Origin of the sequence: Microbacterium sp. MYb54, from assembly GCF_002979515.1 — a bacterium.
In the GTDB taxonomy this organism is placed as follows: domain Bacteria; phylum Actinomycetota; class Actinomycetes; order Actinomycetales; family Microbacteriaceae; genus Microbacterium.
In genome coordinates this window covers 68,165-91,972 of the sequence record NZ_PCPA01000009.1, presented here as the reverse complement: position 1 = coordinate 91,972, position 23,808 = coordinate 68,165, and the positions used below count along the sequence as shown (strand labels likewise).

The following is a 23,808-nucleotide window of genomic DNA, read 5'->3' as shown; positions in this document are numbered from 1 at the left end:
TAGGTCGATCGTCCGACCTGCGTCAAGATGCGAGCGCTGCGAGTGCGTGCCGTACACTCTCGGACAGCATCCGGTAGCGGCGAGGAGCAGCAGTGGCAGTGAGCGTGCGCGATGTCGCAGCGGCGGCAGGCGTGTCGGTCGGCACCGTGTCGAACGTCATGAATCAGCCGGACAAGGTCGCAGCGGCGACCGTGGAGCGTGTGCAGGCGGTGATCGCGGAGCTCGGTTTCGTGCGCAACGACGCCGCCCGCCAGCTGCGGGCCGGGCGCAGCCGGAGCATCGGGCTGATCGTGCCCGACGCCGGCAACCCGTTCTTCGCCGATGTCGCCCGCGGAGCCGAGGCTCGCGCGGATGACGACACGCTCGCGGTGCTGCTGGGCAACAGCGACGAGAGCCCGTCGCGGGAGGACAACTACCTCGACCTGTTCCGCGAGCAGCGGGTGAACGGGGTGCTCATCACCCCGGCGTCCGATGACATCGAGAAGCTGGTGCGCGTGCAGGCGGCCGGCATCCCCGTGGTTCTGGTGGACCGCGAAGTGCCGGGATCCACATTCTGCTCGGTGTCGGTCGACGACGTCGAGGGCGGCTTCCTCGCAGCTCAGCACCTCCTGCAGATCGGTCGACGACGGCTCGCCTTCGTCGGCGGGCCGGGAGCGATCGCGCAGGTCGCGCACCGCCTCGAAGGAGCTCGGCGCGCGGTCGACGAGGTGCCGGGCGCGACACTCGAAGTGATCTCGATGCCCGCGCTCACGGTGCTGCACGGTCGGGCGGCCGGTGAGGAGATCGCCGCGCGTGCGGTGGCGCATCGACCGGATGCCGTCTTCGCCGCGAACGACCTGCTCGCGGTGGGGCTGCTGCAGGCCCTGACGATGTTCCGCACCCTGCGGGTTCCCGAGGACATCGCGCTCGTCGGCTACGACGACATCGACTTCGCGACCGCCACCGTCGTGCCGCTGACCTCGGTGCGGCAGCCGGCGCAGCTGATCGGGCGCACCGCGGTCGAGCTGCTGCTGCGCTCGATCAGCGATCCCGGCGGCGACTACGAGCGCCGGGTGCGGTTCCGCCCCGAACTGGTCGTGCGGGAGTCGACCGCGGGTTGACGGGCAGGGGTCGCCGCCGGCTCCTTCACAAGGGATTCATCGCACACGAGGGACTCATCGCGGCAAGGGCACGGATCGCTTGTGCGTGCCGTGGCCGACTTCCTCCGGGGCGACACCGGGCAGATCGAGCTCGGCGGTCGCGCCGACCGGGACCACGGCATCGACCCTGAGCTCATCCTGCTCGATGTGCCAGGAGATCGATGCCTCGCCGTACGGAGTCCGCTGCGTCGCCGAGGCGTGAGTGAGGCCACCGCCTGGGCGCGGGGCGAAGCGGATGCGGCGGTAGCCGGGTTCTGCGGGGGCGAGCCCGGCGACGGTGCGGTGCAGCCAGTCGGCCACGGCTCCCAGCGCGTAGTGGTTGAACGAGGTCATGGTCCCGGGGTTCACGGTGCCGTCCGGGAGCATCGCGTCCCACCGCTCCCAGATCGTGGTCGCTCCCTGCACCACCTGGTACAGCCAGGACGGGACGCCCTGCTCCAGCAGCAGGGCGTAGGCGGCGTCGGTGTGGCCGGTCCTGGTGAGGGCATCGCACACGAGGGGCGTGCCGACGAAGCCGGTCGCGATGCGGTTGCCTGCGACATGCACGAGCTCGGCGAGACGTGCTCCCGCCACCTCGCGCTGCGTCTGGTCGGCGAGCAGATCGAAGGCGATGGCCAGGGCGTAGGCGGTCTGCGCATCCGAGGTCATCGTGCCGTCGGCCTTCACATACGCGGCACGGAACGCGGCAGCCGCCTCGTCGGCGATGGCACCGTAGCGCTCGGCGTCGGCGGTGCGGTCGAGCACCCCCGCCATGTCGGCGACAGCTCGCGCCGACCGCGCGAAGTACGCCGTCGCCACGAGGTACCGGTCGGTGCGGGCATCACCCGGGTCTTGCGGGGGAGCGGCGGGGTCGAGCCAGTCGCCCAGCTGGAACCCCTCGTTCCACAGGCGGTCGGGGCCGGCCACCGAGGCGACCTTGTCGACCCAGCGTCGCGCGCTCTCGAACTGCGTCGCCAGGACTCCTTCGTCGCCGAAGCGTCGATACAGGGTCCACGGCAGCAGCGTCGCCACATCGCCCCAGGCGGCTCCGGGTCGGATCGGGGACCACACCTTGTGCGAGGGGATCACCGGGACGAACCAGGGCACCGTGCCGTCGGGCAGCTGGTCGGCCTCGACATCGCGGAGCCACCCCGACAGCATCCCTGAGACATCGAAGAGCGTCGATGCCGTCGGCCCGAACACCTGGATGTCACCCGTCCAGCCCACGCGCTCGTCGCGCTGAGGGCAGTCGGTGGGAATGTCGACGAAGTTGCCGCGCATGCCCCACACGACGTTCTGGTGCAGCTGCTCCACCAGTGGGTCGGAGCACGTGAACCATCCGGTGCGCTCGAGGTCGGTGTGCAGCACGCGTGCGATGAGTGCGCCGGCGGCAGCATCCGCATCGAGATCGCCCGGCCATCCGGAGACCTCGGCGTAGCGGAAGCCGTGGAACGTGAAGCGCGGCTCCCATTCCTCGCCGTCCGGGCGACCGGCGAGCGTGTAGGCGGCGCTGGAGCGTGCACTGCGCAGCGGGCGCGTGTAGATCTCGCCGTCCTGCAACACCTCGGCGGTGCGCAGGGTGACCGTCGCGCCGCTCGGTCCGGTGGCTCGGATGCGGACCCGACCGACGAGGTTCTGTCCGAAGTCGAGGATGCGGGCGCCGCTGGGCGAGGTGAGCACGGCGATCGGCGCCACCTCTTCGGTCACCCTGACCGGCGGGCCGGTCGGTGCGACCAGAGTTCGCGGGTCGCGTTCGCGCACGGCGACCGGCAACCAGCGGGAGTCGTCGAACGATCCGGTCGACCAGCCGGGCAGCTCCTCGCGGGCGTCGTGGTCCTCGCCGTCGTAGATGCCCGAGCGGAGGATGGGGGAGAGAGCCGTCTTCCAGGTGCCGTCGGTCCCGACGGTCTCGCGCCGCCCGTCGGTATAGGTGATCTCCAGCTGGCCGAGGAAGGACAGGTCGCTGCCGAAGACATTGCGGTAGCCGCCGCGCCAGCCGAGGCGGCCTCGATACCAGCCGTCGCCGAGCCAGGCGCCGAGTGCGTTCCCGCCCTCGATGAGCAGGTCGGTCACGTCGTAGGTGTAGTAGCGCAGGCGTTCGCGATAGACGGTCCAGCCGGGCGAGAGCGTGTCGGTGCCCACGCGGACGCCGTTGATCTCGGCTTCATACAGACCGTGTGCGGTGGCGTAGAGGCGGGCGCGGGCGACCTCGCCGTCGACGCGGAATCCGGTGCGCACCAGCGTCGCACGTCGGGCATCGCTCTCCGGGTCCTCATCGAGGTCGGCGCCGACCGGGAGCGCCGACCAGTCGGCAGGGTGCAGCAATCCGACCTCGAGCCAGGTCTCCGGGCTCGAGCGAGACCAGGCGCCGTCGACGCCCTGCACGGCGACCTGCACGGCGACGCGCTCGCGGGATTCGAGTGCGCGGCTCGGCCAGGGAACCAGTACCTGGTCGGCCGATGCGACCTCGATCGTCTCTTCGCCATCGGGGCGCATCATGGTGACCGCGTAGCGCTGCTGGCGCCAGCCGGCGGGAGCATCCGTGAGAGTCCAGCTCAGGCGCGGGCGGGATTCGCCGATGCCGGACGGGTCTCGGTGATGTTCGATGCGAGGCGCGGAGACGGTCGTCATGATCCCATCCTGTCCTGCGATCCTCAGTCGATCGGTGTCGGGGTGCGCTTCGCGCTCGCGCCCCGCATGATGCGAGCCACGGCGGTGATCAGGAAGATCTGGCCCGTGATCCCCTCGGCGATGGCAAGCCCCTGCCCTCCAGGGGTGACCGGGACCAGGTTGCCGTAGCCGGTCGTGGTCAGCGCGGTGAAGGAGAAGAACAGCTGGTTGCCGAGGGAGTCGACGCTCTCCTGGCCGAACAGGGGTGTCGTGGAGACCTGCGAGATCAGGTTGTAGACGAAGGCGAAGAACATCCCGACGAGGATGTACGCGGTGATCGCCGCCAGCAGCGCCTCCAGGTCGAGGCCCCGACGATTCACCTGGTGCGCGATGATCGCCCATGGCGCGACGAGCAGAGCGATCATCGACGCGGCCGAGAGGGGGATGGCGAGCAGCGGGCCGTCGGCGCCGAAGAGCGTGGCGATGACGGCGGCCGCACCGGCGGCCGAGAGCACCACCCAGGACACGCGCTGCACGAGGTGTCGGGCACGGGTGACGTAGAACACCATCGCAACAGTCGCCAGCATGGCGAGGAAGGCCCACGGGCTCGGATCGGTGCTGGGCTGGATGGCGCACAGGCCGTACGAGACGATGAGCAGGGCGAGGATGATCGCGTAGCCGAGTGCCTGGCCCTCCCTCCGATGACTCGAGGGGGCGTCGGCGTGCTCCGTGTTCAGGGTGTCTGTGCGGGGCATGGTCGGTCCTCTTCCGCGCGGTGGACGCTGGGTGCCCACGGTGTGCGGCAAGTATCCCAGCGCGAGTGCGCATCCCCTCTCAGCGCGGGTGCGCGTCGGTCAGAAGGGGTGTCCTCGACCCCGGTTCGTCACTGCTCGCCCGACCCGTTATGATGGCTAAGTGCATCCGTGCTTTCGGGTCGGATGCCTGGAGACGTCGCATAGTCCGGCCGAGTGCACCACCCTGCTAAGGTGGAGTCCCCTCACGGGGACCAGGGGTTCAAATCCCCTCGTCTCCGCAGAAAAACCCCCGCTCAGGCGGGGGTTTTCTGCGTTCGGGGCAGCGGGCCAGGTGAAGGACTATACCATCCCGCCCGTCTTGTTCGCGAGCAGCCGCTCCACGCGTGGGGCGACCTCGGTCGCGAGCAGGGTGAGCGACTCGAGGAAGTGCTCCTGCGGGAGGCCGCCGATGTCCATCTGGAGGAAGTGGCGCACGTGTCCCATGTGCTGCTGCAGGTGCACGATGCGGCTCGCGATCTCGTCGGGGTCGCCGACGTAGTACGCGCCGCCGGGCTGTGCCTGTGCTTCGAAGGCCCTCGGCTGCGGCGGTGCCCATCCGCGAAGTCTGCCCATCTCGATGTTCAGGTTGTGCCAGCCGGGGTAGAAGCGGTCCATGGCCTCCTGCTTGGTCGGGGCGATCAACCCGAGGGCGCCGACCGACACCTTGATGTCGTCGCCGGTGTGTCCGGCCTGTGCCGCCGAGCGGCGGTAGAGGTCGGCGAGGGGAGCGAACCGGTGGGGCTCTCCGCCGATGATCCCGTAGGCGATCGGCATTCCCAGGCGCCCGGCGCGCACGGAGGATGCGGCATTCCCTCCGGTCGCGAGCCAGATGGGCAGGCGACCGCGCACCGGCCGTGGCACGACCGCGAGCTCGTCGAGCGCAGGACGGACGGTTCCGGCCCACGTCACATCGGCGGTGGCGCTGTCGTTGATGGTCATCAGCAGGTCGAGCTTCTGCGCGTAGAGGTCGTCGTAGTCGCGGAGGTCGTATCCGAAGAGCGGGAACGTCTCGACCGACGATCCGCGCCCTGCGGTGATCTCTACACGGCCGCCTCCGGAGACGGCATCCGCAATCGCGAACTGCTGGAACACGCGCACCGGATCGTCCGTGCCGATGATGCTCGCGCCGCTGCCCAGGACGATCTGCTTCGTCGCGGCTGCGGCAGCGGCGATGACCGTCCCGGGCGACGATGCCGGCATGCTCACGGTGTGGTGCTCGCCGACAGCGAAGTAGTCGAGTCCGACCTGGTCGGCGTGCACGATCGCCTCGTGCAGATTCCGGATGGCCTCCGCCGTCGAGCGCGGGGTGCCGTCGTCGTTCAAGGGGGTGTCGCCGAAGCTGTAGGCGCCGATTTGCATGAGAACTCCTGGGATCGAGGTGAGTGGTCAGGCGCGAGTCGCGCCGGTGAGGGATGAGGTGCCGAGGTGCCGTGCGGCCTCTGCTGCGAGCTCTTCGGTGCCGTGATGTCCGCCGAAGATCGCGGTACCCGGCTGGAAGGCCGTGCCGGTGTGGAGCGCGCCGGTGATGACCGGGTCGAACCCGAGTCGGTCGATCATCTCGGCGACGGCACTGACCGCGTCGTCATCGTCTCCCGCGATGCCGAGTGCGCGACGCTCAGCGTCACCTCGAGGCCGTGCGTCGATCTCGAGGAAGTGGTAGCCGATGTGGTTCAGCGTCTTCACCACCCGTGCGCCGGTGAAGTGCTCCTGGACGACGGCGCTGCTCCCGTGCGGAGCGGCGTCGAAGTCGTCGAGACGCCCGTCCGTCGGCTCCCAGTGGTTCATCGTGTCGACGACGACCTTGCCGTCGAGCAGCGTCGGCGAGATGGTGTCGTACTTGTGCAACGGCACGGCAACGATGACGATCTCGCCGTGAGCGGCTGCATCAGCAGCCGACATCGCCCGCGCGCCCGGGGCGACCACCTCGACGAGCAGTTCGATGTCTGCTGCCGGTCCCGACGCTGCGATCGCGACGTCGTACCCCGCGGCGATCGCCGAACGTGCGATCGCCGTTCCCACCCTGCCTGCCCCGAGTATGCCGATCCTGTTCACCGTCAGCACTCCGCCTTCCCGTGTTCGCCGACGCTCCTGCGTCTGCATCCAGCTTCGGAGGTTCGCCCTCACGACGCCAGCAAGGGGTAAGCTGCTTACTAATAGTTAGGAGCGTCATGAGGGAAGAGATCACCCACATCGATGAGGAGGAGTGCCGTCGGTTCCAGGCATCGGCAGAACTCGCCGGGCGCAAATGGAACGCGGCGATCCTGTTCGCCGGAGCGCGCGGCGCCCGCCGGTTCTCGGAGTATCACGCCCTCATCGACGGGATCTCCGACCGGCTGCTGTCGGCCAGGCTCAAGGAACTCGAGCGGGAGGGCCTCGTCGTGCGCGACGTGCAGCCGACCACCCCGGTGACGATCAGCTACGCGCTCACCGAGTCGGGACAGCGCCTGATCTCGCTGCTGCATCCGCTGGTGAACTGGAGCCGCGCCCACGACGAGCGGGCGACGACGACAGCCGCCCGATAGTCGGAGTCCGTCGACTCCGACGGGGTGCGCCACGTTCGCCCGGGCCCTCGGGTAGTCTCGCCCGCATGGCCACCGCAACGACGCAGACCCACAAACGCGAGGCCTTCGGCTCGCGGAACGTGTTCATCCTCTCCGCGATCGGCTCGGCCGTCGGGCTCGGGAACATCTGGCGGTTCCCGTACGTCGCCTACGAAGGCGGCGGCGGTGCCTTCCTCATCCCGTACCTGTGCGCCCTGCTCACGGCCGGCATCCCCCTGCTGTTCTTCGACTACGCGATCGGACATCGATTCCGCGGGTCGGCACCGCTGGCGTTCCGCCGCCTGCATCGCGCGGCCGAGCCCCTCGGCTGGTGGCAGGTGCTCATCTGCGTCGTGATCGCGGTCTACTACGCGGTGATCATCGCGTGGGCGGCCATGTACACGTGGTTCTCCGCTCAGCTCACCTGGGGTCCGGGCAACGAGAACGACTTCTTCTTCACCGACTTCCTGCAGTCGGCTGATGTCGCAGACGTCGGCGTCTCCACCCAGTTCGTGCCGCAGGTCGGCATCCCCCTGGTCGTGGTGTGGGTGATCGTGGTGGTCATCATGGCGCTGGGGGTCAAGCGGGGCATCGGCCGGGCGAACATGATCCTCATGCCGCTGCTCACGGTGATGTTCGCGATCCTCGTCGTGCAGTCGCTGTTCCTGCCGGGTGCCATGGACGGACTGAACGCCTTCTTCGCCCCGAACTGGGAGGCGCTGGCAGACCCGGGCGTCTGGGCGTCGGCCTACGGGCACATCTTCTTCTCGCTCTCGGTCGCCTTCGGCATCATGGTGACCTACTCCTCGTACCTCAAGCGCAAGACCGATCTCACCGGTTCCGGACTCGTCGTGGCGTTCGCGAACTCCGGCTTCGAGATCCTCGCCGGCATCGGGGTGTTCGCCGCCCTCGGGTTCATGGCTCAGGCGCAGGGCACAGACGTGGCAGGAGTTGCGACCTCCGGCATCGGCTTGGCGTTCATCGCCTTCCCGACGATCGTCTCGGAGGCGACGGGCGGCTCGATCATCGGTGTGCTGTTCTTCGGCGCACTGGTGTTCGCGGGCATCACCTCGCTGATCTCGATCCTCGAAGTGATCGTCGCTGCGCTGCAGGACAAGCTGGGCTGGGCGCGCGTGCGCACGACCCTCACCGTCTCGATCCCGCTCGCGATCGTCTCGATGGCGTTGTTCTCGACGACGACGGCATTGTCGGTCCTCGATACCGCCGACGCGTTCGTCAATGCCTTCGGCATCATGGCCGTCGCTCTGGTGGCCGTGATCGTCGTCGCCTGGTTCCTGCACAAGCTGCCGGTGCTGGTCGAACACCTCAACCGGCGTTCCAGCTTCCGGGTCGGGCTCCTGTGGAAGCTGCTCGTCGGCGTCCTCGCCCCGGTCGTGCTCGGCTACCTCTTCGTCACCGGGCTCATCACCAAGATCACCGAGCCGTACAGCGGCTACCCCGACTGGTTCCTCGCGATCTTCGGCTGGGGCATGGTGGTCTCGCTCGTCGTGCTCGCCCTGGTGCTGTCGGCGCTGCCGTGGAGCGGACGGTCCCACGCGAAGGATGACCCCGAGTACGACGAGTTCCTCGCCGAGGAGGAGTACGAGCCGGATACCGAGACCTCGACCATTCCGGCGGTAGGCACCTCGACGAAGGGAGCAGGGGCATGACTCCGATCGCGATCGTCATGATGATCATCGCCATGGTCACGGTCTGGGGTGGTCTGATCGCCGGGATCGTGAATCTCGCACGCCACCCGGAGGAAGCGGAGACGGAGCCCGCACCGCCGGTCGAACTCTGATCGGGCGCTGACGTCGACCGATCGCATCCGACCGGAGAAGTCGGGTGCCGGCAGTGGCGGCGCGGCGACGATGGTGGGGAAAGGAGGACCTCATGATCGTCACGCTCAACGCTCTGGTCGACCAGGTGGAAGCCGCAGGCTCCGACCAGGAGATCGATGTCGCAGCCTTCGCACGCGAACACGGCACGACGGAATATCACCTGCGTCGGATGTTCTCGGCACTCGCGGGTATGCCGCTCTCGGAATACGTGCGTCGTCGTCGGATGACGCACGCGGGGGCGGAGCTGGCTGCCGGTGCGTCGAGTCTGCTCGACGTGGCCGTGCGCCACGGGTACGGCTCGGTCGAAGCGTTCGGCCGAGCTTTCCGTGCCGTGCACGGGATCGGCCCGGCCGACGCGCGCCGTGAAGGGGGTCCTCTCCGAACACAACCCACGCTCAGGTTCCGCCTGAGCGTCGAAGGGAGCACCCCGATGGATGTCACCATCACCCACCGCCCCGCGTTCGTCCTCGCCGGCCACGCCGCCGAGGTCCCGCTGATGCGCGAGGGCGTCAATCCGCATATCCAGTCGCACATCGCGGGAATCCCGCCGGAGGAGCACGAGCGCCTCAAGGCACTCGGCGATGCCGAGCCGTCGGGAATCCTCGCCGTGACCGCCGACATCGAACCCGATGCACCGGAGGGCGCACTGCTCACGTATCTGCACGGCGTCGCGCTCCAGGCCGACACCCCGGTGCCGGCCGATCTCGATTCGCTCCGCGTGGAGGACGGGTCATGGGCGGTCTTCGCCGCCAGCGGACCGTTCCCCGAGACGCTGCAGAACCTGTGGGCCGCCACGGCGACCGAGTGGTTCCCGTCGAACCCCTGGAGGATGCGACCCGGCCCGTCGATCGTCCGCTACCTCGAGTTCACCGGCGACTTCGCCTCGTGCGAGCTCTGGTTGCCGATCGAAGAGAGCTGAGGAACGCGCCGGGCCGCTCCTGATCGGGAGCGGCTTCCGGTTCGGCGCGATGGAGCGGCCCCGCCCCAAGTGTCTGCTCAGGGAGCGTGACGTCAGCCGGGTTCAAGACCGTCCTCCTGCTCCGCCAGGCGGAAGGTGATCTCCAGGTCGGCGGCGAGCAGGTCGGGCTCCTCGTGCGGCATGAAGTGCCCGCCTCTCTGCGGCTCGTTCCACTGCACGATCCGCGAGCAGGCGCGTTCGGCGATCGATCGAGGGAAGCCTGCCATCGAGGGCTCGTGGCTGAGAGTGAAGCCCGCAGGCACCTCGATCATCGGTCGATCCGGGTTGTGGTCGTAGTCGTAGTACTGGCGCATCGACGTTCCGATGGATCCAGTGATCCAGTACAGGGTCGCGGCGGTCAGGACGTCGTCTCTGCGGAAGCGGCGTTCGATGTCGCCGTCGCAGTCGCTCCAGTCCCGATACTTGTCGGCGAGCCACGCGACGAGCCCGATCGGCGAGTCGATCAGGGCCGCGGCGATCGTGTCGGGCCGGGTGATCATGATCGCGCTGTAGCCGCCGTCGGTCTCGTCATAGGCCTCCTCTGCGGCAAGGAAGGTCTCCTCCTCGGCCGTGAGCGGGGGTACATCGAACGACGCGGGGAACGGCGGGTGGATCATGTGGATGGCCGCCACGCTCTTCGGATGATCGGCTCCGAGCCAGGCTGTCACCGTGCCTCCGACATCCCCTCCGAATGCGCAGTAGCGGGAGTACCCCAGATCCTCGGTCATCAGCCGGTCGATCGCATGTGCCATTCCCTGGCGCGTGAGCGGTGAGCTCGGCAGTGAGCTGAACAGGAAGCCAGGCAGCGAAGGGATGACGACGTCTCGCGCGGTCGCCGGATCGCGGCCGAACCGTTCCGGGTGCGCGATCCGGTCGGCGAGGGGAAGCATCTCGACGAAAGTGCTCGGCCAGCCGTGCAGCAGTACGACGGGGAGCCGCTTCGATGAGGGCGCCGCGGCGCGGATGTGCACGAAGTGGAGAGTGTCGCCGTCCGTCTCCGCGAGGAACTGAGGGTACTCGTCGATTGCGGCCTCGACGGAGCGCCAGTCGAATTCCGCGGCCCAGTAGGTGGCGAGCTGCTGCAGGTACGGCGGGTCGACGCCGGCCGACCAGGTGGTCGCGTCGGACGGCGCGACGAAACGAGCTCGGCTCACTCGATCCCGCAGTTCCTCAAGAGCGTCGTCGCTCGCTCGAATCCGGAACGGCGTCACTGGCATCGCGTTCTCCCTCTTTTGCGCCGGCGAGCCGGCACAGGTAGACGCCCACGCTATCCGAGAGGGCTCATCGCGCACATCCTCCGATCGGGTCCGACCGCGTCAGGCGTCCGCGCCTCCGACCCTCGCCAGACTCACCAGCGGCAGCACCTGCTCGCCGATGCGGGTGAGCTCCTCGATGGCGGGGGAGGACTGGATGAGCAGCAGCGTCACTCCGGCCTCCTCGAAGGCACGGATGCCGTCGGCGACCTGTTCGGCCGTTCCGACGAGGTTCGGACGCAGACCACGGGTGCCCACGGAGTACTCGCGCCGCGACAGCTCGAAGTCGAGCTGGGAGTGGCGCAGGAACTCCTCGAAAGAGGCGTAGCCGGGCGATGCCGGGTCGACTGTCGTGATGCGCTCGAGCTCGCGCTGTGCCTCGGCCTCGGTGTCGCGGACGATGACGTAGGCCGACATCGCGAACTCGTCGAACGGGCGGCCGACGAGTCTCTCGCGTCGCGCATTCATGTCGTCGACCTTCGTGCGGATCTCCTCGACCGTGCCGCCGTGCAGTGCATAGGAGTCGGCGAAGCCGGCGATCGACTCCCGCCCCTGCTCGCTCTCACCCCCGGCGAAGATCGGCGGCGAAGTGCGGGGTTTCGGGGAGAGGATCGTGTTCTCGACCGAGAAGTACTCGCCCCGGTGGTCGTAGGGGGTCTGCGTCCACAGACCGCGGAGGATCTGCACGAACTCGCTCGCCTGGTCGTAGCGGGCGTCGTGCGTCGTGAAGCGGCCTCCGTACTGCTTGGCCTCCTCCTCCCACCAAGCAGCCACGACGTTGAGGGCGAACCGCTCGTCGCCGCTCCCGCTGGTCCAGCCGATGTCGGCGATCGTGGCCGACTCCTTGGCGGTCACGGCGGGGAGATGGAACCCGGGGCGAACGGCCGTCATCACCCGCAGCCGCTCGGTGACGGCGAGGATCGCGGTCGAGAGCGACCAGGCCTCGAGGCTGGGTGCTTCGATGCCTTTGCGGTCGTTCAGATAGAGCTCCGGCACAAGGGTCGTGTGGAAGCCGAGCCGATCTGCGGCGATCGAGAGCTCGCGGACGTACGACCACGTCGCCGCCATCGATTCGTCGCCGACGTTGCGCAGGAATCCGCCGTACACGGGCGTCCAGTAGCCGAGCTTCATGTCATGCCTCCGAGATGTGCTGAAGCGACCGGTCGAGGTCGCGGATGAGATCGGCGGGGTCTTCCAGGCCCACCGAGAGCCGCACGGTGCCGCGCCCGAATCCCGCATCAGTGAGCTGGGCGTCGTCGAGGTGACTGTGCGTGGTCGTGGCCGGATGCACCACGAGACTGCGCGCATCGCCGATGTTGGCGACGAGCGAGAAGAGTCGCAGCGAGTCGATGAACTCCTCGACATGCTCGTCGCCGGTTGCGAGGTCGAACGAGAAGACCGAGCCCGCCCCTCGTGGCAGATAGCGTTGCGCCGCCGCGTGCCAGCGGTTGCCCGGCAGCCCGGGGTGATTGACGTGTGCAACGGCCGGATGCTGCGCCAGGTGCTCGGCGATCGCGAGGGCGGAGGCGTTCTGGCGGGCGAGGCGCAGATCGAGAGTCTCCAGCCCGATCAGCAGCTGAGAGGCGTTGTAGGGCGACAGTGCCGGGCCGAGATCGTGCACGAGCTTGGTCTTCGCGTACACGAGGAACGCGCTTCCCTCGCGCCCGAACCGCTCCCACAGCACGACGTCGCCCACCCGCGGGTACGGCTGGGTGAACTGCGGCCAGCGCGCGGCATCCGCCCCGAAGTCGAAGGTGCCGAGGTCGACGATGACTCCACCGAGCGAGGTGCCGTGCCCGCCGATGAACTTCGTGGCCGAGTAGACCGTGATGTCGGCGCCGAACTCCTTGGGCCGTTGCAGATAGGGCGTCGCGATGGTGTTGTCGACGATCAGCGGAACGCCGGCAGCGTGCGCGGTCTCGGCGACCTCGGCGACCGGCAGCACCGAGGCCACCGGATTGCCGATGGACTCGGCGAAGAACGCGCGGGTGTTCGGTCGTGCGGCATCACGCCAGGCGTCGAGGTCGTCCTGGTCGACCAGGGTCGTCTCGATCCCGAGATCGGGAAAGAGGTCGGTGAGTAGGTCGACCGTGCCGCCGTAGAGCTGGCGGGCGGCGACGATGTGGTCGCCCGCGCGGGCCAGGGTGAGGAGCGCGACGGCGACGGCCGACTGTCCTGAGGCCGTCGCCAGCGCGGCCACTCCGCCGTCGAGGCGTGCCATGCGCTGCTCCAGCACACTCTGAGTGGGGTTGCCGGTACGGCTGTAGAGGTTGCCGGTGCGTCGAAGCGCGAAGATCTCGCGGGCTGCGGCGAAGCTCTCGAACTCGTAGCCGACGGTCTGATAGATCGGGGGGACCGCGGCATTCTGCGGAGTGCCGGCGGTGTAGCCGGCGCGGATCTGCTCGGTCGCGAAGCCCGCTCGTGTGGTGTCTGTCACTGCTCTTCCTCCTCCGGGAACGAGGCAATGGTTGCACGCGCCTCCACACTGTTGCGATTTGTCTCGTAACATTTCTGAGCATTGTCGATAATGTTCCGATACAAGTTGTCGCGTGACCTGAGGAGTGGTGAGCATGCCGAAATGGGTGGAGCCGGAGACGCCGCCGCGAGGAGCGGTCATCGTCGTCGGGGGGAGGGGCGAGACGGATGCCGTGTACCGGCGGCTCTCACGACGGCTGGCTTTCGACGGCTATCGCACCGCGGTCGTCGGGCGGGGAAACGAGCCCGGGGAACCCGGCGATGAGGGGACGGTGCTTCGCGGGATCGACGACCTGATCACGCAGACCGATCCGGTGCTGCCGGTGGTCCTGATCGGATCGGATGCCGGCGCTGCGGCGGTCGTCCGCGCCGCGGGAAGGGCCTCCGTGTCAGGCGTCGTGCTCGCCGGCGTGCTGACGGAGCGGGCGGGCGATGATCCTTCGTCCTGGGAGGACGAGCTCGACGTCCGCTCGGCGTGCCCGGTGCATCGCGGTGTGCTGGCGGGCGCGGGAGCGATTGAGCCAGGACAGCTGCACGCCGGGAGCGGGGTGCTCGACGCCGCGGATCTGGCGTCGTTGACGGTGCCGGTCCTGGCGGTGCACGGAGACGCCGACCGGGTGGCGCCGGCGATCGAGGCTGCGGCTGTTCTCGCTGCGGCACCGGACGCGGAGGTCGTGTTCGTGGTCGACGGGCGGCACGACATCCTCAACGACGTGAGCCACCGGTCGGTCGCGGCCGCGATCGTGCAGTTTCTCGAGCGCCTGCGCCTGCCGGGTGCTGCACCGATTCTTCGTCGCGGTGACGGCGCGGGCATCCCACTCGTGGAGCAGGTCGGCTGAGGGTCGGAACAAACCCCGGTGGCCGCCGGGGCTTGTATCGTGGCAGGCGAGGCCGTCGATGAGATGTCGGCGCCAGGAGCCCGGAAGAAAGCGGTACGGATGACCCTGTCGACGGAACGTGGCGTGGTCTCCCCGGAATGGGTGCTCGATCATGTCGACGGGCGCAGCGCCGAAGAGCTCAGCTCCGCGATCGCCACCCTGATCCGTTCCGGTGAGCTGCCGGCCGGTGCGCAGCTCCCCACCGTGCGCGACCTCGCGCGGACCGGGCGGGTCAGCGCCGGCAGCGTCGTCTCCGCCTGGAGCACTCTGCGCGATCAGGGGTTGATCCGCACGCAGCGGCGTGGTGGCACCGTGGTGCTCCCGCTGCCCGGCAGCGACTTCGCGGGGTGGGGCGGTATCGACCTCGGTCAGGCGGCCACCGACATCCGGCTGCATCCGCCGCTCGGCGATGCGCTGCTCTCCAGCCTCGACGCCGAGACCCTCAACGTGTTCGGCCGCGAGGTGATGACCGACCGCCTGCGCGACGCCGTCGCAGACGACTGGCCCTTCGCCCCGGAGGCGTGGATGACTGCGGGTGGCGGCACCGAGGCGCTGCTGCTCGCGATCGAGGCGGCTGCCCCGCCGGGGACGATCGTCGCGGTCGACGAACCCCTCGGCCCCGGCGTGCTCGACACCCTGCGCGATCTGGGTCTGCAGGCCGTCGGCGTGGAATCGGATGCCGAGGGCCCGCGACCCGAGGCGCTGCGGGCGGCACTCGATGCGGGTGCTGCGGCGTTCGTCTTCCAGCCGGGCGCTCCGTTCGCGGTCCGGCACGTCGTGACGCCAGAGCGCACCGCAGAACTGGCCGCCGTGCTGGCCGAACGGGAGCACGTTCCGTGGGTGATCGAGGACGACTCGATCGGCCCGCTCGAATCGGCGCCGACCCCGTCGATGGGTGCGTTGCTGGAGGGCAGGGTGCTGCGCATCCGCAGCTTCTGCAAGGCCTACGGAATCGACGTGCGCACCTCGGTGCTCGGGGGTGCCTCCGAGCTGATCGAGCGGGCCATGCGCCTGCGCAGCCACGGGGTCGGGTCGAACAGCCGCATCCTTCAGAACACCCTGGCGTATCTCGTGCGGAGTCCTGAGGCTGCGGCTTCCGTCGCCGTCGCCCGTGAGCGCTACGCCTCGCGCCGCGAGGCGCTGCTGAGCGCCCTACGCGCACAGGGGCTGACGGCCCGTGCGGGCGAGAACAGCCTCGTGGTGTGGGTCGACGTACCGGATGAGACCGCCGCCCTCCTCGCCCTCGCCCGCCGCGGGATCGTCGTCGGTGCCGGCAGCCGGTCGTTCGTCGGAGCGGGAGGGGACCAGATGCTGCGCATCTCGGTCACGCAGCTCCCCGACGATGCGGTCGTGATCGACGACCTCGCCTCCGACGTCGCGAAGGCCACCCGCCTCGGCGCCCGCGAGTTCTTCGACTGACCCGCCTCCGCCTCTTCTGACACCATCTCCTCGGTATGTTCCGACACCGGGCGAAACAAAAAGAAACCTGCTCGCCTCTTTGTTCCGCTCTCGGTCACAATCGCTCCAACGCGAAACGGACCGGAAGGAACACGAGATGGCACGGCAGCTCAAACTGGGCATCGCCCCCACACCCACGGGTGGCCCGGGCAAGCACTTCCAGTGGTTGGACCCGCAGATCCCCGGTGACGCGAGCGTCGACCTCGACCAGTACATCGAGATCGCACGTCTCGCGGAGGACGCGAAGTTCGACTTCGTGTTCATCGTCGACAGCAACTTCATCACCCCCGACTCCCCGCCCCACTACCTCAACCGCCTCGAGCCGCTCACGCTCCTCTCGGCGCTCGCCGCCGTCACCACGAACATCGGCCTCATCGGCACACTGAGCACCTCATACGACGAGCCCTTCCACGTCGCCCGCCGCTTCGGGTCGCTCGACCTGATCAGCAAGGGCCGCGCCGGATGGAACGTCGTCACCAGCGGCGACTCCGGCACGGCAGGGAACTTCGGCCTCGAGCAGCACTACGACTACGACACCCGCTATGGACGCGCGCTCGAGCACATCGAGGTCACCCGCGCCCTCTGGGACTCCTACGAGGACGACGCCTTCCCGCGTGACCGCCAGACCCGCCTGTTCCTCGACCGTTCGCGTCAGCACACCCTCGATCATCGCGGTGAGTTCTTCTCGGTCACCGGTCCGCTGAACCTCGAGCGCTCGCCGCAGGGGCACCCCGTGGTCTTCCAGGCCGGCGACTCCGAGCAGGGGCGCGATCTCGGAGCCCGCACCGCCGACGCCATCTTCACGCACGCGCCGACGGTCGAAGCGGGCGTCGCCTTCGCCGAGGACATCCGTCGTCGTGCTGCCGGGTTCGGCCGCAACCCCGAGGAGATCCTCATCGTCCCCGGCATCACGGTGACCGTGGGCGACACCGACGACGAAGCCCGTGCCGCCGAGCGCGCGCAGGGCCTGGCCGACAACGACTTCGAGCGGGCGCTCGCCGAGTTCGGGCGCGGGTTCGGCTGGCATGACTTCCGGCAGTACGACCTCGACGCTCCGTTCCCCGCCGAGGCGCTCACCCATGCGGAGCGCGGCTTCTACACGCAGTCAGCGCGGATCGTCGCGCTCGCGGGCGAGCGGGGATGGACCCTGCGCGAGACCGTCGAGTCGATTTCCGGACCGCACCCCTCGCCGTTCACCGGTTCGGCGGTCACCGTCGCCGATGAGCTGCAGCGATGGTTCGAGGCCGGAGCCCTCGACGGGATTAACCTCCACGGTGGTCACCCGGCGCAGCTGCGGAGGTTCATCGACGAGGTGCTGCCGATCCTGCGAGAGCGCGGTGTCGTGCGCACGGAGTACGAGGCGACCACGCTCCGCGGCAACCTCGGCCTCCCCGTCCCGGAGAACCGCTGGACCCGTGCGCGCCGCGAGGGGTCAGCTCCGGCACCGCTGCCCGGCTCTTCCACCCCGGCGCGGAGCGCCGTCGGCGCGTGATCCGTCCCGCCGCCTGAACATCACCCGAACCCGAGGAGAGCACCATCATGAATCGCACCGTCGCGCGGCCGGCCCGCGCACTGATCGCCGCCGTCGCCGCAACCGCCCTGCTGCTGACGGGATGCGCGAGCGCGCCGTCGTCGGGCGCCGACGGATCGGGCGCATCAGAGCCCGCCGTCATCAAGTGGGCAGCGTCTGTTCCGCAGGGCAACTGGGACCCGGTGGTCACCGGTGCGACCGGGGCATCCCTCACGCTCGGCGCGATCTACGAGCCCCTGCTCACCGAGAAGGACGGCAAGCCCGCTCCCGGTCTCGTCGAGTCGTGGGAGTACAACGACGACGGCACCGCCGTGACGTTCACCCTCAAAGACGGGCTCACGTTCCAGGACGGGTCGCCGGTGAACGCGGAGGCGGCCGCCTTCTACTTCAACCGTGCGAAGACGCAGGAGAACTCCGCGCTGCTCGGCTCGTACAGCAACATCGACACGGTGACGGCAGACAGCGATCTGGACTTCACGGTGCACCTCAAGAGCGTCGACTACCAGGTGCCGTACCTGCTGAGCATCCGGGCCGGGTTCCTCACGAGCCAGAAGGCCACCGCCACCGCAGACGATGCCGCCGCCCTGAACTCCCGCCTGCCCGTCGGCGCCGGTCCCTTCAAGGTCGTGGAGTACGTGCCGGAGTCGCACATCTATCTGGAGAAGTTCGACGACTACTGGAACGCCGATGAGATCCACATCGACCGCATCGAGATCTCCTTCGGCGTGGACGCGTCGTCCGTCGTCTCCGGCATCCAGACCGGCGTGTACAACTTCTCGCAGGTCAGCGGCGCGCAGATCCAGGAAGCTCGGGATGCCGGTCTCGACCTGGTCTCCGACATCTCCACGAACTGGGGTGTGCAGTTCCTCAACGTCAATCGCAAGGTCGAGCCCTTCACCGACGAGCGAGTGGTCGAGGCGTTCCGCTACGCCATCGACCAGCAGGCGTTCGTCGACAGTGTGCTCCTCGGTGAGGGCGAGGTGACGCACCAGATCGTGCCGTCCGAGCACGCGGCGTTCAACGAAGACCTCGAGACCGCTTTCGAGTACGACCCGAAGAAGGCGAAGGCGCTCCTCGCCGAAGCCGGCTACGGCGATGGACTAGAGGTGACCCTGAGCCCCTCGCCGTTCCAGAACAGCGCCTACCCCGAGCTCGTCCAGGCACAGCTCGCCGACGTGGGCGTCACCGTGAAGATCGACAACGACCCGAACTGGGCGAAGGGCTACTTCGCGAAGGAGACGGCTTTCTCGCTCTACGGCTGGGTGGGCCGCAACTCGCCGACGCAGCTGCTCACCGAGCACTTCGACGTCAACGGCGTGCTGAACCTGAGCTCGCCGTACACGACCGACGCCTTCCAGGCCGCCATCACCGAGTTGCGAGCGACCCCGATCGACGATCCCGAGTTCCTCGACCGGGTGCGTGCGGCGAACGAGATCGGCTTCCTCGACGGATCCGTGATCCCGCTGGCGGCCTCGGCGAGCACCTGGGTGAAGACCTCTGACATCTCGTCGAACTTCCAGAACGGGCAGGGGTGGCTCAACTGGGCAGGGGTGACGGTCGGCGACTGACGCGGCCGGCACCGACACGACGAGAGCGAGGATGACATGACGACCACACCGATCAAGCCGGGACTGTCACTGTTCGAGGTGCCTCCCCGTTCCGTGAACGCCGCGGACACGTTCGCCACCTTGTTCGAGAACGCCCAGCGGATCGAGCAGCTCGGCTTCGAGACGTACTGGTTGGCGGAGGGGCACTTCTCCGACATCGGCTCGCCGTCGGCGCTCACGCTGCTCGCTGCGCTGACTCAGCGCACGACGCGCCTCCGCCTCGGCACGGCGGTCGTGCCGCTCGCGCTCGACAATCCGCTGCGCATCGCCGAGACGGCATCTCTCGTGAACACGATCGGCGACGACCGGGTCGAGCTCGGCATCGGCAAGGGGAATCCGGGGGGCTTCTCCACCGCGGCGTACCATGCCTTCGGGCTCGACGAGCGTGAACGCGAAGAGCTGTACACCGAGACGCTGGCCAGGTTGCGCGCGGCCTTCGCGCACACCGAGACCGGGAGCGACGGAACCGAGTACGGGCTCTACCCGCCGGTCGGCCGGCTCCCGTCGCGGATCTGGCAGGCGACGGGCAACGTCACGACCGCACGGGCCATCGGCACCGCCGGCGATGGGCTGCAGCTGCATCGGTTCGTGGCCGGTGGGAACACCGGGCCGGCGCAGCGTCCGCTCGTCGAGGCCTATCTCGACGGGCTGGACTCCTCGGCGGCGCCGCGGATCGGGGTGTCCCGGTCGATCCTGCCCGCTCGGGACGCGGCCGAGGCCGTCCGGCTCTTCCGAGACCATCTCCAGCGCAATCCCCGTGCCCTGCCCGGAGTCACCAGGGAGGGTTCGGTGGAAGACATCCTGCACGGGTTCTCGATCCTCTTCGGGTCGCCGGAGCAGATCGCGGAGGGACTGCTCGCCGACCCCACGGTGACCTCCTCCACCGACTACCTCTTCAGCGTGCCGCTCGACTACGACGGCGAGCACTATCGCGAATCGTTCGTGCACATCGCGGAGGAGATCTACCCCCTTCTGCCCGTCGCCCGTCATGGCAAGGTCGGCGCTGTCACGGCGGCCTGAACCTCGAACCTCGAACCTCGAACCGCTGGGAGTACCACCATGGTCATCGACATCGCGCCGACCGAGCTCGAGAAGACTCGCGTCGAGAAGCCGTTCCTGATACCGCCGCCGCACCGACCGCCCGTCGATGAGCGTCGTGCCGTGGTGCGTCGCCGTGGGCGTCGGGTCTTCCTGGCGATCGCTCGACCGATCTCGGTCTTCGTCCCCGTGTTCATCCTCGGCACCTTCGTGACGTTCTGGCTGCGGGAGCTGAGCGGACTGAGCCCGGCCTATCTGATCCTGGGTGACAACGCGACACCGGAGGCGGTCGCGAAGATCGAGGCCGAGTGGGGTCTCGATCAGCCCTTCCTCGTGCAGTACTTCCAGTGGTTCGGATCGCTGCTGCGCGGCGACCTCGGCACCAGCTGGTACAACGGCTTCCCGGTCTCGGAGGTGCTGTGGGATCGCGCCGTCATCAGCCTGTCGATCGCCGGGTTCGCGCTGTTGATCGGCGTGGTGGTCGGCGCGGCCCTCGGCGCACTGGCGGCGGCGCGGCAGGGATCGTTGCTGGACCGAGGGATCACGGCGTTCGCCGCGGTGATCTCCACCCTCCCGCCCTTCATCGTCGGCATCCTCCTGGTGTCGGTCTTCGCGGTGACCCTGCACTGGTTCCCCGCGACCGGGTACGCCCCGTTCAGCCAGGGGCTCGGCTCGTGGCTCTGGTTCGCGACGCTGCCGGCGATCGCGCTGAGCGTCGACACGGTCGCAGACGTCGCTCGGCAGCTGCGGGTCGGGCTCGTCGACGTCTACCGGCAGAACTACATCGTCGGGGCGCGCGTGCGCGGGCTCAGTCCGCAGCGCATCTTCTTCGCACACGGGCTGCGAAACGGCGTCGGACCGACGGTCGCGATCCTCGGCCTCAAGTTCCCCGCGCTTCTGGGCGGAGCGGTCGTCACCGAGACGATCTTCGGGATCGCGGGCTACGGGCGGTTCGCCGCCGACTCGGCGCTGCGCGGCGATGTGCCGGCTGTGCAGGGCGTTCTCGTGATCTCGATCGTGGTCGTCGTGGTCTTCAACCTGCTGGTCAACATCGTGCTCAACCGGTTGATCCCATCCGGGGCGAGGGGAATCTGATGATCCGCAAGATCCTGCGGCTTCCGAGCGGACGCTTCGGCGTCGCTCTGCTGCTGATCGTCGTGCTCCTCGCGGCGTTCGGACCGCTCCTCGCGCCGTACGACCCGCTGCTGACGACGAAGGAGATCCTCCAGGAGCCGTCGTGGGCGCACTGGCTCGGCACCGACTACCTCGGCCGCGACACCCTGAGCCGGCTGCTGGCCGGCTCGACCCTGAGTGTGGTGAGCGCGGCGCAGGTGGGGCTCATCGCCCTGTTCGTCGGAGCCGTCCCCGGCATCCTCTCGGTGTACCTCGGGCGCACGTTCGAGTGGGTCACGCTGCGCATCATCGACACCCTCATCGCGCTGCCGTTCCTGGTGTTCGCCGTCGCGATGACCGCGCTGCTCGGAAACGGCATCACGCAGGCGATGTTCGCTGTCGGCATCCTGGTCGCCCCCGTGTTCTATCGGGTGGCGAGAGCGGCCACGCTGTCGGTGGCGACCTCCGCCTACGTCGAGGCTGCGGTGCTCTCGGGCGCGGGGCTCGGGTGGATCGTGCGCACGCACGTCTGGGGCAAAGTGCTTCCGCCGATCGCGATAGCCCTGGCGAACACGCTCGCGATCGGACTGGTCGCGGTGGCGGCGCTCAGTTTCCTCGGCATCGGGGTGCAGCCGCCGACCCCGACCTGGGGCGGGCTGCTCGCCTCCGACCTGGGATATCTGACCCAGCGTCCGTTCGCCCCGATCTTCCCGTCGGCAGTCATCGTGCTGACGGTCTGGGGCTTCAACATCCTCGCCGACGCGATCCGTGATGTCAGCGGCGAGTCAGGGCGGGCGCTCCTGGCGAAGTCCGATTCGCGCCGAGACCGCCGTCGCACGCCGGTGCCAGAGCTGCAGACCACGACGGAGGGCCGCTCATGAGCGCCGAACTGCTTCTCGACACCGAACCGGAGGTGATCCTCGCGGTACGGGATCTCCGGGTCCGCAACCGACTCGACGGCGTCGATGTCGTGAAGGGCGTCGACTTCTCTCTTCGCGAAGGCGAGGTCCTCGGCATCGTCGGGGAATCCGGCAGCGGCAAGACCATCACGCTGCGGGCGATCCTCGGCATCCTGCCCGACTCGTTCGACGTCGACGGCGGGGCCATCGAGCTGCGCGGGCGGGACGCCTCGACGTTCAGCGCGAAGCAATGGCAGGCGCTTCGCGGGGGAGACGTCGCGGCGATCTTCCAGGACCCCGGTTCGTTCCTGAACCCGGCGATCACGGTCGGGCGCCAGCTGAGCGAAGTGCTCAGGGTGCGCCGCGGACTGCGGCGGGGCGCGGCGAAGGTCGAGGCTCATCGGCTGCTGACCCTGGTGCGTCTCGAGAACGCCGACCTGGTCTACCGGCAGTTCCCGCACGAGCTCTCGGGAGGGATGCTGCAGCGCGTGCTGCTCGCGATCGCGATCTCACTCGAACCTCGGATCCTGATCGCCGATGAGGCGACGACGGCCCTCGACGTGACCGTGCAGGCGGAGGTGCTCGACCTGCTCGATGACCTGCGGGAGTCGTTCGGGCTGTCGCTGATCGTGGTCTCGCACGACCTCGCCGTCGTCGCCCAGGTGGCCGACCACGTGATCGTCATGCGCGACGGGATCGTGGTCGAGCGAGGGCGGACCAGCGACGTGCTCTTCGCGCCGCAACACGAATACACCCGCCTGCTGGTGCAGGAGCATCAGCAGTACGGGCTCGACCGTTACCTGGAAGGGGCCGTTCGACATGACTCGTGAAGACGATCCGCTGCTCGACGCGTCAGGGATCGACGTCGTGTACGGCAAGGGCTCCCATGCGCGTCAGGTGCTGTTCGGCGTCGGGTTGCAGCTGCGTGCCGGCGAGGCCGTCGGCATCATCGGCGAGACGGGTTCAGGCAAGACCTCGTTCGCCCGCGCCCTGCTCGGGCTCAAACGTCCGGACGCCGGCTCGGTGCTCGTCGGCGGCGACGACATCACCACGTTCTCGGCCGCCCGCTGGCGGCGCTTCCGTCGGGAAGGCATCATCCAATACGTGTTCCAGGACCCGTTGAAGAGCCTGGATCCGGAGCGCACGCTGGGGGAGTCCCTGGCCGAGCCGCTCGAGTTGCAGGGCAGACTCAGTCGCACCGAGATCGCCACGCGCATCGCCGCGGACCTCGAGACGGTCGCGCTGCCCGAGAGCATCCTGCACCGGTTCCCCGCCGAGATCTCCGGCGGCCAGCGGCAACGGGTCGCCATCGCGCGCGCCCTCATCACCGACCCGAAGGTCATCGTGCTCGACGAGCCGGTCAGCGCCCTCGACTCGGCGAACCGCTCCAAGGTGCTCGGCATCCTCGCGAAGCTGCGGGACTCCGGCGTCGCGCTCGTGTTCATCTCGCACGACCTCGGTTCGGTCGCCGGTCTCACCGACCGCACCGTGGTGCTGTTCCGGGGGCACGTGGTGGAGGAGGGGGAGACGGCGCGGATCGTGAACGCCCCTCGGCATCCCTATACGCGGCTGCTCATCGGGTCGGCACCGACACTCGGCGAGAGCGCCATCGGCCGTGCAGAGCGGGACGAACTGCGGGCCCTGCTGTCGGTCGACGCCGGGCGCTGACGGCCGGGCGCTCAGCCGACACGTGTC

General features: G+C 68.8%; 21 protein-coding genes and 1 tRNA gene. 15 read left to right on the top strand and 7 right to left on the bottom strand.

All coding sequences use genetic code 11. The features are described 5' to 3' along the window. Positions 1-92 precede the first annotated feature (92 nt). The gene (locus CQ040_RS11625; protein ID WP_219844691.1) at positions 93-1,100 is read left to right on the top strand and encodes a LacI family DNA-binding transcriptional regulator; all 1,008 of its coding nucleotides are present in this window, start codon (positions 93-95) and stop codon (positions 1,098-1,100) included. A gap of 54 nt (positions 1,101-1,154) precedes the next feature. Here the strand turns inward: CQ040_RS11625 and CQ040_RS11620 are convergent, their stop codons facing one another. Both CQ040_RS11620 and CQ040_RS11615 read right to left on the bottom strand, forming a co-directional pair. Then, positions 1,155-3,749: a glycoside hydrolase family 78 protein gene (locus CQ040_RS11620; protein ID WP_105526410.1), complete on the bottom strand. Its 2,595-nt coding sequence runs from the start codon at positions 3,747-3,749 to the stop codon at positions 1,155-1,157. Between the two features lie 23 nt (positions 3,750-3,772). Next, positions 3,773-4,483 carry a potassium channel family protein gene (locus CQ040_RS11615; RefSeq protein WP_105526411.1) on the bottom strand — a complete coding sequence of 237 codons (711 nt, stop codon included), beginning with the start codon at positions 4,481-4,483 and terminating at the stop codon, positions 3,773-3,775. Positions 4,484-4,672: 189 nt separating this feature from the next. Here CQ040_RS11615 and CQ040_RS11610 point away from each other — a divergent pair. Beyond that, positions 4,673-4,761: transfer RNA gene (locus CQ040_RS11610), tRNA-Ser, on the top strand. Positions 4,762-4,822: 61 nt separating this feature from the next. Here CQ040_RS11610 and CQ040_RS11605 read toward each other — a convergent pair. Together CQ040_RS11605 and CQ040_RS11600 are read right to left on the bottom strand one after the other, a co-directional pair. Further along, complete coding sequence (locus tag CQ040_RS11605) at positions 4,823-5,881, bottom strand: LLM class flavin-dependent oxidoreductase (protein ID WP_028502065.1); 1,059 nt, start codon at positions 5,879-5,881, stop codon at positions 4,823-4,825. A 27-nt stretch (positions 5,882-5,908) separates the two neighbouring features. Next, complete coding sequence (locus CQ040_RS11600; RefSeq protein WP_105526412.1) at positions 5,909-6,622, bottom strand: NADPH-dependent F420 reductase; 714 nt, start codon at positions 6,620-6,622, stop codon at positions 5,909-5,911. Positions 6,623-6,690: 68 nt separating this feature from the next. Between CQ040_RS11600 and CQ040_RS11595 the strand changes: the two genes are divergently transcribed. The 4 genes from CQ040_RS11595 (at position 6,691) to CQ040_RS11580 (ending at position 9,822) form a co-directional block, all read left to right on the top strand. Further along, positions 6,691-7,044: a helix-turn-helix domain-containing protein gene (locus CQ040_RS11595; RefSeq protein WP_105526413.1), complete on the top strand. Its 354-nt coding sequence runs from the start codon at positions 6,691-6,693 to the stop codon at positions 7,042-7,044. 65 nt (positions 7,045-7,109) lie between these two features. After that, the gene (locus tag CQ040_RS11590) at positions 7,110-8,732 is read left to right on the top strand and encodes a sodium-dependent transporter (RefSeq protein ID WP_105526414.1); all 1,623 of its coding nucleotides are present in this window, start codon (positions 7,110-7,112) and stop codon (positions 8,730-8,732) included. Beyond that, positions 8,729-8,863 (top strand): methionine/alanine import family NSS transporter small subunit, encoded by a 135-nt coding sequence (locus tag CQ040_RS11585; RefSeq protein WP_081663075.1) that lies wholly within the window; start codon positions 8,729-8,731, stop codon positions 8,861-8,863. The genes CQ040_RS11590 and CQ040_RS11585 overlap by 4 nt, the downstream gene beginning before the upstream one ends. Before the next feature lie 92 nt (positions 8,864-8,955). After that, positions 8,956-9,822, top strand: coding sequence for a GyrI-like domain-containing protein (locus CQ040_RS11580; RefSeq protein WP_105526415.1), 867 nt, complete (start codon positions 8,956-8,958; stop codon positions 9,820-9,822). A gap of 92 nt (positions 9,823-9,914) precedes the next feature. Here CQ040_RS11580 and CQ040_RS11575 read toward each other — a convergent pair whose 3' ends face one another. The 3 genes from CQ040_RS11575 to CQ040_RS11565 all read right to left on the bottom strand — a co-directional run bounded on the left by CQ040_RS11575 (position 9,915) and on the right by CQ040_RS11565 (position 13,551). After that, positions 9,915-11,078, bottom strand: coding sequence for an epoxide hydrolase family protein (locus CQ040_RS11575; RefSeq protein ID WP_105526416.1), 1,164 nt, complete (start codon positions 11,076-11,078; stop codon positions 9,915-9,917). A gap of 99 nt (positions 11,079-11,177) precedes the next feature. Beyond that, complete coding sequence (locus tag CQ040_RS11570) at positions 11,178-12,245, bottom strand: LLM class flavin-dependent oxidoreductase (protein ID WP_105526417.1); 1,068 nt, start codon at positions 12,243-12,245, stop codon at positions 11,178-11,180. A 1-nt stretch (position 12,246) separates the two neighbouring features. After that, positions 12,247-13,551 (bottom strand): O-acetylhomoserine aminocarboxypropyltransferase/cysteine synthase family protein, encoded by a 1,305-nt coding sequence (locus CQ040_RS11565; protein ID WP_105526418.1) that lies wholly within the window; start codon positions 13,549-13,551, stop codon positions 12,247-12,249. A gap of 133 nt (positions 13,552-13,684) precedes the next feature. On the opposite strand from CQ040_RS11565, the gene CQ040_RS11560 reads away from it, so the two are divergent. From CQ040_RS11560 to CQ040_RS11520, 9 genes are all read left to right on the top strand, one after another. Further along, positions 13,685-14,428, top strand: a complete 744-nt coding sequence (locus CQ040_RS11560) for an alpha/beta hydrolase (protein ID WP_105526419.1) — start codon at positions 13,685-13,687, stop codon at positions 14,426-14,428. Between the two features lie 99 nt (positions 14,429-14,527). Further along, on the top strand, positions 14,528-15,886 hold the full coding sequence (locus CQ040_RS11555; RefSeq protein WP_105526420.1) for an aminotransferase class I/II-fold pyridoxal phosphate-dependent enzyme: 1,359 nt from the start codon (positions 14,528-14,530) through the stop codon (positions 15,884-15,886). 136 nt (positions 15,887-16,022) lie between these two features. After that, on the top strand, positions 16,023-17,417 hold the full coding sequence (locus CQ040_RS11550; RefSeq protein ID WP_105526421.1) for an LLM class flavin-dependent oxidoreductase: 1,395 nt from the start codon (positions 16,023-16,025) through the stop codon (positions 17,415-17,417). A 47-nt stretch (positions 17,418-17,464) separates the two neighbouring features. Next, on the top strand, positions 17,465-19,024 hold the full coding sequence (locus tag CQ040_RS11545; protein ID WP_105526422.1) for an ABC transporter substrate-binding protein: 1,560 nt from the start codon (positions 17,465-17,467) through the stop codon (positions 19,022-19,024). 36 nt (positions 19,025-19,060) lie between these two features. Then, complete coding sequence (locus CQ040_RS11540) at positions 19,061-20,083, top strand: LLM class flavin-dependent oxidoreductase (protein ID WP_105526423.1); 1,023 nt, start codon at positions 19,061-19,063, stop codon at positions 20,081-20,083. A gap of 39 nt (positions 20,084-20,122) precedes the next feature. Then, complete coding sequence (locus tag CQ040_RS11535; RefSeq protein WP_105526424.1) at positions 20,123-21,196, top strand: ABC transporter permease; 1,074 nt, start codon at positions 20,123-20,125, stop codon at positions 21,194-21,196. Next, positions 21,196-22,095, top strand: coding sequence for an ABC transporter permease (locus CQ040_RS11530; protein WP_105526425.1), 900 nt, complete (start codon positions 21,196-21,198; stop codon positions 22,093-22,095). Before CQ040_RS11535 ends, CQ040_RS11530 begins: the two co-directional genes overlap by 1 nt. Continuing rightward, positions 22,092-22,943, top strand: coding sequence for an ABC transporter ATP-binding protein (locus tag CQ040_RS11525; RefSeq protein WP_105526426.1), 852 nt, complete (start codon positions 22,092-22,094; stop codon positions 22,941-22,943). The genes CQ040_RS11530 and CQ040_RS11525 overlap by 4 nt, the downstream gene beginning before the upstream one ends. Then, positions 22,933-23,781 (top strand): ABC transporter ATP-binding protein, encoded by an 849-nt coding sequence (locus CQ040_RS11520; protein ID WP_105526427.1) that lies wholly within the window; start codon positions 22,933-22,935, stop codon positions 23,779-23,781. The genes CQ040_RS11525 and CQ040_RS11520 overlap by 11 nt, the downstream gene beginning before the upstream one ends. Positions 23,782-23,808: the final 27 nt, after the last annotated feature.

Coding starts and splice junctions, on each gene's coding strand:
- CQ040_RS11530 (WP_105526425.1), top strand. CDS start 21,196: ATGATCCGCAAGATCCTGCGGCTTCCGAGCGGACGCTTCGGCGTCGCT.
- CQ040_RS11520 (WP_105526427.1), top strand. CDS start 22,933: ATGACTCGTGAAGACGATCCGCTGCTCGACGCGTCAGGGATCGACGTC.
- CQ040_RS11585 (WP_081663075.1), top strand. CDS start 8,729: ATGACTCCGATCGCGATCGTCATGATGATCATCGCCATGGTCACGGTC.
- CQ040_RS11525 (WP_105526426.1), top strand. CDS start 22,092: ATGAGCGCCGAACTGCTTCTCGACACCGAACCGGAGGTGATCCTCGCG.
- CQ040_RS11595 (WP_105526413.1), top strand. CDS start 6,691: ATGAGGGAAGAGATCACCCACATCGATGAGGAGGAGTGCCGTCGGTTC.
- CQ040_RS11605 (WP_028502065.1), bottom strand. CDS start 5,881: ATGCAAATCGGCGCCTACAGCTTCGGCGACACCCCCTTGAACGACGAC.
- CQ040_RS11615 (WP_105526411.1), bottom strand. CDS start 4,483: ATGCCCCGCACAGACACCCTGAACACGGAGCACGCCGACGCCCCCTCG.
- CQ040_RS11545 (WP_105526422.1), top strand. CDS start 17,465: ATGAATCGCACCGTCGCGCGGCCGGCCCGCGCACTGATCGCCGCCGTC.
- CQ040_RS11580 (WP_105526415.1), top strand. CDS start 8,956: ATGATCGTCACGCTCAACGCTCTGGTCGACCAGGTGGAAGCCGCAGGC.
- CQ040_RS11535 (WP_105526424.1), top strand. CDS start 20,123: ATGGTCATCGACATCGCGCCGACCGAGCTCGAGAAGACTCGCGTCGAG.
- CQ040_RS11540 (WP_105526423.1), top strand. CDS start 19,061: ATGACGACCACACCGATCAAGCCGGGACTGTCACTGTTCGAGGTGCCT.
- CQ040_RS11575 (WP_105526416.1), bottom strand. CDS start 11,078: ATGCCAGTGACGCCGTTCCGGATTCGAGCGAGCGACGACGCTCTTGAG.
- CQ040_RS11560 (WP_105526419.1), top strand. CDS start 13,685: ATGCCGAAATGGGTGGAGCCGGAGACGCCGCCGCGAGGAGCGGTCATC.
- CQ040_RS11600 (WP_105526412.1), bottom strand. CDS start 6,622: ATGCAGACGCAGGAGCGTCGGCGAACACGGGAAGGCGGAGTGCTGACG.
- CQ040_RS11550 (WP_105526421.1), top strand. CDS start 16,023: ATGGCACGGCAGCTCAAACTGGGCATCGCCCCCACACCCACGGGTGGC.
- CQ040_RS11590 (WP_105526414.1), top strand. CDS start 7,110: ATGGCCACCGCAACGACGCAGACCCACAAACGCGAGGCCTTCGGCTCG.
- CQ040_RS11620 (WP_105526410.1), bottom strand. CDS start 3,749: ATGACGACCGTCTCCGCGCCTCGCATCGAACATCACCGAGACCCGTCC.
- CQ040_RS11555 (WP_105526420.1), top strand. CDS start 14,528: ATGACCCTGTCGACGGAACGTGGCGTGGTCTCCCCGGAATGGGTGCTC.
- CQ040_RS11570 (WP_105526417.1), bottom strand. CDS start 12,245: ATGAAGCTCGGCTACTGGACGCCCGTGTACGGCGGATTCCTGCGCAAC.